The sequence below is a fragment of the Thiohalocapsa sp. genome, from assembly GCF_019695415.1.
Classification (GTDB): Bacteria; Pseudomonadota; Gammaproteobacteria; order Chromatiales; family Chromatiaceae; genus Thiohalocapsa.
The window spans coordinates 1-1678 of the sequence record NZ_JAIFKJ010000577.1 but is presented as its reverse complement, the minus strand read 5'-3'; the positions used below and the strand labels follow the sequence as shown (position 1 = coordinate 1678).

Sequence of the window (1678 nt, the reverse complement as noted above, 5' to 3'; positions counted from 1 at the left end):
GTTCACGATGAAGTGGATCGAGCCGCCGGTGCGGTGGCCGCGCAGGCCGGAAAGCCCGAGACATTCCGCGACGACGCCCTGGCCGGCGAAGGCCGCGTCGCCATGCAGCAGCAGCGGCAAGACCTTGGTGCGATCGGCATCTTCGTGCTGGTCCTGCTTGGCGCGGACCTTGCCGAGCACGACCGGATCCACCGCTTCCAGATGCGAGGGATTGGCGGTGAGGGACAGATGCACCTCGTTGCCGTCGAACGTGCGGTCCGAGGAGGTGCCGAGGTGGTATTTGACGTCGCCTGAGCCCTCGACCTCTTCCGGGTGGGCCGAGCCGCCCTTGAATTCGTGAAAGATCGCGCGATACGGCTTGCCCATAACATTGGCGAGCACGTTCAGCCGCCCGCGATGCGGCATGCCGATGACGATCTCGCGCAGCCCCAGATGACCGCCGCGCTTGATGATCTGCTCAAGCGCCGGGACCATCGCCTCCGCGCCGTCAAGCCCAAAGCGCTTGGTGCCGGTATATTTCTTGTCGAGATACTTCTCGAAGCTTTCCGCATCGATCAGCTTTTGCAGGATCGCTTCCTTGCCCCGCCGGGTGAACTGCACTTCCTTGCCAACGCCCTCGATGCGCTCCTGCAGCCAGGCTTTCTGATCCGGGTCGGAGATGTGCATGAACTCGATGCCGATCTTGCCGCAATAGGTGCGCCGCAGGATCTCGACGATCTGGCGTAGCGTGCCGGTCTCCAGCCCCAGCACCTTGTTCAGATAGATCGGCCGGTCGTAGTCCGCCTCGGTGAAGCCGTAGGTTTCGGGCTGCAACTCCGGATGGTCTACCGGGGGCGTGAGCCTAAGCGGGTCGAGATCGGCGGCCAGGTGCCCACGCACGCGATGCGAGCGGATCAGCATCAGCGCGCGCACCGAATCGCGCACCGCCTGCATGACGTCTTCCTCGTGAAGCGCGACGCCGCCCTCGGCCGCCTTTTCGCGGATCTTGCCCTCGATCTCGCGCTCGGTTTCGCTCCAGTCGCCGGTCAGCGCGGCCAGCAGTTCGCTGTCGCCGTTGATGCGGACATGCTCGGGTTTCCATGATGGGCCGCGGTGTTCGGCGAGCACGGTCTCGCGCTGGTCCTTCAGGCCCGCGAAGAAGCGCCGCCATTCCGCATCGACTGCGCCGGGGTTGTCCTGATAGCGGGCGTAGAGGTCTTCGACGTAAGCGGCATTCGTGCCGTGAAGGAAAGAACTGAGGGCGAAAGTCTCGTTAAGCTGCTGCTTGCGCATGGCCGTTCCGTTATCGTGTTGTCGCGCAGTCTGCCTGTCGCGCGTTCCGTCATACAATATAGGGACGGCGCGTAAACCTTGCTTCCCGCAATGGCGCGGCTGCGCACAACTCATTGTGACCGTCGCGCCCCATCACGGGCCCTCAGGCGGTCTGGAGCATCTCCACCAGAGTCGCGCCCATCTCCGCCGGGTTGTCCGCCACGCGGATGCCGGCCGAGCGCATCGCCTCGATCTTGTCCTCCGCGCCGCCGCTGCCGCCCGCGACGATCGCGCCGGCATTGCCCATCCGCCGGCCCGGCCGGGCCGTCAGACCCGCGATGAAGCCCACGGTCCGCTTCTTGCCCGGCGCGGCTTTCAGGAACCAGGCCGCCCCTTCCTCCCCCGCCCCGCCCATCCCGCACACCCG

At 65.8% G+C, this 1678-nt stretch carries 2 pseudogenes; both read right to left on the bottom strand.

Annotated features, from left to right (window positions below):
• Positions 1-1272, bottom strand: a pseudogene (gene sucA / locus I6U14_RS15920) (2-oxoglutarate dehydrogenase E1 component); the annotation flags it as partial.
• Between the two features lie 142 nt (positions 1273-1414).
• A pseudogene (locus I6U14_RS15915) lies at positions 1415-1678 on the bottom strand (succinate--CoA ligase subunit alpha); the annotation flags it as partial.